General features: G+C 52.5%; 6 protein-coding genes, 1 tRNA gene and 1 rRNA gene. All 8 read right to left on the reverse strand.

Translation table 11 applies throughout. The features are described 5' to 3' along the window. Positions 1-14: 14 nt before the first annotated feature. A complete protein-coding gene (locus JUF11_RS05285; protein ID WP_204118667.1) occupies positions 15-1208 on the reverse strand; it encodes an ABC transporter substrate-binding protein in 1194 nt (397 codons plus the stop codon). 891 nt (positions 1209-2099) lie between these two features. Beyond that, a complete protein-coding gene (locus JUF11_RS05290) occupies positions 2100-2558 on the reverse strand; it encodes a threonine/serine exporter family protein (RefSeq protein WP_204118668.1) in 459 nt (152 codons plus the stop codon). 47 nt (positions 2559-2605) lie between these two features. Beyond that, positions 2606-3349 carry a threonine/serine exporter family protein gene (locus JUF11_RS05295; RefSeq protein ID WP_204118669.1) on the reverse strand — a complete coding sequence of 248 codons (744 nt, stop codon included), beginning with the start codon at positions 3347-3349 and terminating at the stop codon, positions 2606-2608. Continuing rightward, complete coding sequence (locus JUF11_RS05300) at positions 3342-3665, reverse strand: thioredoxin family protein (RefSeq protein WP_204118670.1); 324 nt, start codon at positions 3663-3665, stop codon at positions 3342-3344. The genes JUF11_RS05295 and JUF11_RS05300 overlap by 8 nt, the downstream gene beginning before the upstream one ends. 262 nt (positions 3666-3927) lie before the next feature. After that, a complete protein-coding gene (locus JUF11_RS05305) occupies positions 3928-4938 on the reverse strand; it encodes a lipid II:glycine glycyltransferase FemX (protein WP_204118671.1) in 1011 nt (336 codons plus the stop codon). Positions 4939-4941: 3 nt separating this feature from the next. Then, the gene (locus JUF11_RS05310; RefSeq protein ID WP_204118672.1) at positions 4942-6171 is read right to left on the reverse strand and encodes a carboxylate--amine ligase; all 1230 of its coding nucleotides are present in this window, start codon (positions 6169-6171) and stop codon (positions 4942-4944) included. 153 nt (positions 6172-6324) lie between these two features. Next, positions 6325-6412: transfer RNA gene (locus JUF11_RS05315), tRNA-OTHER, on the reverse strand. Between the two features lie 127 nt (positions 6413-6539). After that, positions 6540-6656: ribosomal RNA gene (gene rrf, locus JUF11_RS05320) — 5S ribosomal RNA — on the reverse strand. Between the last annotated feature and the right edge of the window lie 191 nt (positions 6657-6847).

Raw genomic sequence — 6847 nt, forward strand, 5'->3', positions numbered from 1 at the left:
CAGCCTCCTTGTGGTTACTTCTGTTCGATGGCACTGACAACTTTGCCCGCCTTCAGCTCTTCAATCATGATTGGCTTTTCTGGATCATGATGGGCGTTCACAGTCATTTCACCGGTGACCGCTGGCATGTTTTTGATCTTGGCCAAGGCTTTGGCAATCTTCACCGAGTTAGTGGAATTAGCGGACTCAATGGCTTGCTTAATCATCAGCACGGAGTCATAAGCCAGCGCTGAGAACGTCGGCGCTTCGGTGCCGTATTCTTTTTTGAAATCAGCCATAAAGGTCTTGGCCAGTTTGTTGGTGGCCCCAGCCTTACTGGAAAATGGCGTGGTGTAGTAGATATCAGAGGCATTGGCATTGCCAGCAATTTCGGCCAGCTTAGGATCTGCCATGCCGTCAGAGCCAACAATCGGCACCGTGATCCCAGCGGCACGGGCTTGCTTGATAATCAGACCCACTTCAGAGTAGTAGCCTGGTGCGTAAATCGCGTCGATTTGCTTGTCCTTGATGGCCGTCAGCAAAGCGTTAAAGTCTTTGTCGCCTTCCTGGAAGGACTGCTGGGAGACAATGGTGCCGCTGAAGGCTTTTTTGAAGGCCTTCGCGAGCCCAGTGCCGTAATCACTGGAGTTATCTTCCAAGATCGCCACCCGCTTGGCTTTCAAGGTGTTATCAACGAAGTGCGCGGCGGTTTCGCCTTGGAAATTGTTTTCAAAGCAAGCGCGGAAGACATATGGCTGCACCTTGCCATTTTTCTGCAAGGTGTAATCGGGATCCGTGGCGCTTGGTGAGACTGAGGCGACCTGGGCTTTGGTAATATTCGGAATGGCCGCCGTCCCGTCGTTAGTGGTGGCGGGCCCGACAATCGCCGAAACGCCGTCAGAACCGGCTAACTGCGCCGCCACGGAAGCCGAACCAGAGGTGGTGGACTTGTTATCGCGAATGACGGTTTCAATCTTCATCTTTTTGCCGTTGACCTTGATGCCACCGGCGGCATTGATCTGCTTCACTGCCAGTTGGAAGCCTTGCTTCATCTGAGCCCCATAACCAGCGGCCGCGCCAGACAGCTCCATGTTCATGCCAATTTTGATGGTATTGCCTTTGCTTTCGTTACCTTTGCTACTGGCGGTGCTGGTGGCACAGCCGGCCAAGGCGACAGCGCTCATCAGGGCGACAGCGCCCATCATCATCTTTTTCACAGAAATCTTCATTTGTTTTCCCCTTTTCCCAAATTAAAGGTGGTGCTTGCCCATAAAAAATCCGGTCTCATTATTGCAACGAGGCCGGATCCGAAGCGCCCCATTGCTAAAGCAAAGATAGGGCTCAACATGTCAGCAGATTTGCTAAACCGTTGGGTCCTTCTCCAGCAACAACAAGGCCAGAATTTGGGTGGTGCGAAGTGCTTGACTAGTTGTATTTTCAATCATGAGCGCCTCGCCCCTTTCAACATTAGTTAATGATTAGAATTTACACCAACGACTCATTTTCGTCAACCTTAAGTTTTAACTTCTTCATTTAGTTGATTTCAATGATGAATACGGCCACGGGTGAGGGTGGGGCGGCGCCGGGGCGCGGTGGTCCGGCTGCGGGGGCCGGCTGGAGCCATAGGGCGGTCTCCAGCCTCAACGATGAGCCAGCATCGCGCTGCCGCGCTCAGCGCCGTCTCATCGTTGCTCCCGGTCAGCACAGGAGAAGCCTGCACAAAACGCAGTCTTCTCGTGCGCTGACCGTTTCGCGGCTGGACCGCCACGCCCCTCTACCGCCCCACCCTCACCCGCTCCAGAGCAGTAACGGATTCGAAATACCAACCAATTATGTTCAACATCAGTCTCTTAATGGTCATCAAACCTATTACCGGAGAAAACCTCGGACAAAAGAAAGCCAGCGAAAGGTCAGCAGGATTTCTGCAGACAAAAAAGCACGCCAGCCAATTTGAACTTGGTTGACGTGCATATGTCAGTACCGGAAACCGATAAGGCCCGCTGGCTCCACAACCTTGGACCACTGATCCCCACAATCCGGCGGGTGTCAGGCAAGCCTGACGTGATCAGCTGACCTTTCACCATTACTGGTTACTCGACTCATCGCATGAAGCCATTATATCATTTTTCCAGCGGCATTGCAGCCCGCCGGTAGGTTTGCTCTGCCAGCAGCTGGGCCATCATGAACCCCACCGCAATCGCACCGGCCACCATCGCCACCCGAAAGGTAAGCGATAAGGCTTGATCGAAGTTACCTAACACCAGCGCCCGCACGGCTTGATAAGCGGTCGCCCCAGGCACTAAGGGTACTAAGCCGGGAATGTTGAAAATAATCACCGGCATTTTTTTGCGGCGGGAGAAAATCAGGCCACAAATTCCAATCGCAAACGCCCCCAGCAGATTAGCGAGCATGCGGCCAGTCGCAAGCTGCATGAGACTCCAGTATACCAGCCAGCCAATTGCCCCGGCCCAGCCAGCCGGGTTCAAGGCCCGATGCGGCACGTTAATAATAATCGCAAACGCGATGGTGGAAAGGTAGCTAAAGCTGACCTGAATTAAAATCTGCACCGGTAATGGCATAAGCTGACGCTCCTTAAGCAATGAGGTAAAAGCTCCCGTTGAAGAGCTTAAAAGAACCGGAAAATAATGGCCACCCCGGCGCCAATCGCACAGGCGCTGAGAATAGCCTCCATACCGCGGGCCATACCCGACAGCAAGTGCCCCGCGAGCATGTCGCGAATCGAATTGGTGATCGCCACCCCTGGCACTAACGGCATTACGGCACCTACAATCACATTGTTCAAGCTGCGGCCGACGCCGAGGCGTACGCCCAGCCAGGCGGCTAGGCCCACGGCGAAGGCACCAAGCAGTTCGCTCATGAACCGCACCTTGGTCAAGCTGCTCATCCGCAGATACACCGCAAAGCCAATGGCGCCCACGACGGCAGCTAGCGGCATGTCAAAGAAATCGTATTTCTGGGCGAAAATCACCATCAAGGTGGTGCTACATAACGCCGCGGCGATGATCTGCAGCCACACCGGGAAAAATGGCGTGTTGCGATCCAATTTTTCCAGCGCGGCGTAGAGTGCGTCGAGATCGATTTCACCGGCGGCAAATTGCCGGGAAAGATTGTTCACCCCAGCGACTTTTTCCATATCAATACCGCGCTGGCTGACCGGCGCGATTTGGACGTCCGGCTGGCCAGCCACGCCGATGAACAAGCCGGTGGGCGTGGTGAAGACTTGGGGCGCCGTTTCCCCAGCGTTTTTGGCGATGCGGGCCATGGTGTCGTCGACCCGATACATTTCCGAACCGCCTTCGATCATGATTCGCCCCGCCAGCAGGCAGGTTTTCAGAATTTTATCAGCCATGCTGTTTATCCTCAATAAAGGTTTGGAAAAATTGGGCGAGTTTGGCTTTCGGATAGGCGCCGGTAATTTTTTGTACCGGCTTCCCATCCCAAAACAACAGCATTGTCGGGATACTTTGCACGTGATACTGCTCGGCCACTGCCTTATCGTCAGCCACATCCAGCGTCAGCACCTTTAGCGGCAGCTCTTGTTCCAAGGCCGCCAGGGTCGGACTCAAAATCCGGCACGGCGCGCACCATTCGGCCCACAAGTCGACCACGGTGAGCCCTTGGCCAAGCCGATCGGTCAACGTTTTGCTCGTTACTGCGGTTGGCATCCTCATTCCCCCAATTGGTTAAAGTCTAAGGCTCATTTTAGCATTGTCAGCCCGCGGCGCCTAGCTGCGGCGAAGCAAAGGGCTGTAACAAAAGGCGGTTTTGGAGCCGACAGGTAGCCTAGCCATCCACCAAGTCCCAACTTTGGACTCGGTGGATGGCGTAGCTAGCTGCTCGGCTCCGGCCTTTTGGCACGTAACTCTGCTGGAAGATTAGGAGTGAATCTAGGGGCTGTGACAAATGTCACAGCCCCTAGATCAACGCTTATTCTTTGGTGAATTCATCATACGCGGCTTGATCCATCACATCATCGATTTCGCCAATGTATTCATGCACTGGGGTGTCCGGTGCGAAAGGATGCTTGAAGCGATACAAACCATCGCTGCTATCCAGGCCCCAGACGCCGCCCATATCATAGCGTTCTTTGTGCAAATCACAGGCCCACTTGATCATCTCATATTGCAGCAGATAAGGAATCATCAGGCTGTTTTTAATGCGCATGGAACCGCCATACATGTGCCAAACCTTGTCGCCAAAAGCAAAGGCAATGGCGCTGGCTTGCAGCTGGCCATCCACCCGGGCGATGAAAATCTTCATCTGGCCTTTGCCGGCAAAAGCAGCAGCCATCCGGTCAAAGTAGGCTAGCGGCCGGTAGGTAATGCCGTGGATGTCGCTCATGGTCTTGTAGGCTTCAAAGAATTCTGGCATCAGTTTATCGGCATCGCCACTTTCAACGGTCACGCCACTTTTCATGGCATGGCGAATCTTGGTGCGGGTTTTGCCAGTCATCGTTGCCATCACACCATCGATGTCTTTATCTTTGATATCCAGCACAATATTGAAGCGCGGCTGAATGGTATCGTGATTGCCATCGAACTGGCGATTGCGCATCACATAACCGCGGGCCTTGAACGCATCATTCAAGGCATCGCTGTAATCCAGCTCTGGATCCATCCGCAGCAGAAAAGCGTGGCGGGCTTTCAACTCTGGCAAGGCTTCTTGCACCAAAGCATCGATGGTGTCGAGGTCGGTGGGGTCACACACTGGGCCTTTGGAGCAGTAAGCGAAGGTATTGCCGGCTTTGTCCGTGACGGTCAAAATCGACATGCCCGCCGTGATTTGGCCCGCCTTTTCCAGATAGACATACAGCGGCTGCCAGTTACTTTTGACCTTGGACCAGGCAACCGATTGGGTGACTGAGGTGTACGGTGCGTCCTCGACAAACTGCTCGTAACGCGCAACGGCCTGCGCATCATTCAAATCAACAATTGGCATCGACTATTTTCCTTCCTTCTTGGCGGCAAAACGCGCCTTGTAGCTGGCGTAATACTTTTTAATCCGGTGGTTACGCATGAATGACTTGTCTTCAGCATATTCTAGCGTATTGCCCCACTTGCCGGCATCGATTAAGGCCTGCATGTGCTTTTGAATTTCTGGATCGGTGACATTTGCCACCGCGTCATCAGGGTTGACCCCGAGCCACAAGAAGTCGGTATCAGCGTATTCCGTCGCGGTGAAGGGTTGGTTGAACACGCGGTCTTCAACCATCGGTTTAATCAGGTTGTACCCGCTAGCCGTGGTGTAAAAGCCACTGCGGCCTTGACGCGGATTCAGTTCAATCAGCTTGAACTGCTGATCACGCACGTCGAACTTCAGATCAAAGTTACCAAAGCCAGAATAGCCCATGTGCTCAACAAACTTGGTTAGCCGGTTCTCAATATCTTCGTGGTATTCAATGAAGGTCGCCACGTAATTGCCGACCAAAAAGTCAGATGGGTCCTGCAGCAATTGCCGCCCCATCGTCATTTGCCGCACCTTGTGGTTTTCGTCAGCATAGAAGTTAATGGTATACATGGCCGTATCGCCACCAGGAATGAAGTCTTGCAGCAAAATGCGGCCATCATACCCAGCAGCATAAGTGCGCTTGATCATATCCACAATGGCAGCCTTGTCATTGAACTTATAAGCCTTGCGCTGGCCTTCAAAATTCAGCGCAATTTGCTGCGCCGCATCGGCCGGCTTCATGGCAACCGGGAAGGTCAGCGGCAGGTCAGCCACCTTAGCTTCGAAGTTGCTCTGATCAACCACCACGGTCTTAGGGTAAGGCAGGTCATTTTCTTCGCACAAGGCGTAGAAGTGGTCTTTATAGTAAACGTTGTCCAGAACGGTTTCAGAAGGATAAGGAATAATGTAGAGGTCTTTAAGCGCCTGACGGTTGCGAATAGCCAGTTCTGTGTATTCATCCCCTGCCGTAATCAAAATCGGCTTCACGCCTGGGGTGGCATACTTTTCTGCCATCTGTTTCAAACCAGCAATAAAGCCGTCGTTGGTTTTGAATTGATCAACCAGTGTCACGTCACAAATTTGTGAATCCTTGGTCATCGCCAGCGCCGAAACACCGACACAGTGACTTTTAACGCCATAAGCCTCATAGAATGAGCGGGCCATGCCGTAAATATTGACATCCGTCCCAACCAAAATTGGCACGATTCGATTTGTATCTACCATAATGGACTCCTTTATTTGCTTAACTTAAGTTTCATTTCTCATTATCGCATAGTTTCCCGCGGGGTAAAGGCCTCGGGGCCGGCCTTTTTGAATTTCTCAACAACTCCTGGCGCAAAAAAAGAAGCCAAGGCAACCGCCTTGGCTTCGCACTGAAGGAGAGCGAAGGGATCGAACCTCCGTACGCATTGCTGCGCCCACAAGTCGCAAGCGACTCGCAACATTACCACTCTGCCAACTCTCCATAACAGAGTCTAGCTTACCAATTTCACCGGTTTTTGTAAACCGTTCTGTGAAAATCCACCAGACTTTTTCATAAAAAAAGACCGAACTTTTTCATAAAAAAAGACCGATCACTCGGCCTTTGAGAAGCGCGGCAGCTTCCTACCCTCGCAGGCAGTCACCCACCAACTACTCTCGGCGTAGAGAAGCTTAACTTCTGTGTTCGGCATGGGAACAGGTGTATCCTTCTCGCTATCGCCACCGCACTTCATATTCAATTACGTTGAGGGCTTTGCGCTCTCAAAACTGGAGATCATTGTTTTATCTGCTTCGAACGACGTATTTGTCGCTAGTCGTGCGCGTTTGTTTTACCAAACTTCGCACGTTTTGGTCAAGTCCTCGACCGATTAGTACTGGTCCGCTCCATGCATCGCTGCACTTCCACTTCCAGCCTATC

Origin of the sequence: Lacticaseibacillus suilingensis (assembly GCF_016861845.1) — a bacterium.
Classification (GTDB): domain Bacteria; phylum Bacillota; class Bacilli; order Lactobacillales; family Lactobacillaceae; genus Lacticaseibacillus; species Lacticaseibacillus suilingensis.

Bases quoted from the DNA above. Each gene is read 5' to 3' on its own strand.
- JUF11_RS05310 (WP_204118672.1), bottom strand. From the start codon at position 6,171: ATGGTAGATACAAATCGAATCGTGCCAATTTTGGTTGGGACGGATGTC.
- JUF11_RS05305 (WP_204118671.1), bottom strand. From the start codon at position 4,938: ATGCCAATTGTTGATTTGAATGATGCGCAGGCCGTTGCGCGTTACGAG.
- JUF11_RS05300 (WP_204118670.1), bottom strand. From the start codon at position 3,665: ATGCCAACCGCAGTAACGAGCAAAACGTTGACCGATCGGCTTGGCCAA.
- JUF11_RS05285 (WP_204118667.1), bottom strand. From the start codon at position 1,208: ATGAAGATTTCTGTGAAAAAGATGATGATGGGCGCTGTCGCCCTGATG.
- JUF11_RS05295 (WP_204118669.1), bottom strand. From the start codon at position 3,349: ATGGCTGATAAAATTCTGAAAACCTGCCTGCTGGCGGGGCGAATCATG.
- JUF11_RS05290 (WP_204118668.1), bottom strand. From the start codon at position 2,558: ATGCCATTACCGGTGCAGATTTTAATTCAGGTCAGCTTTAGCTACCTT.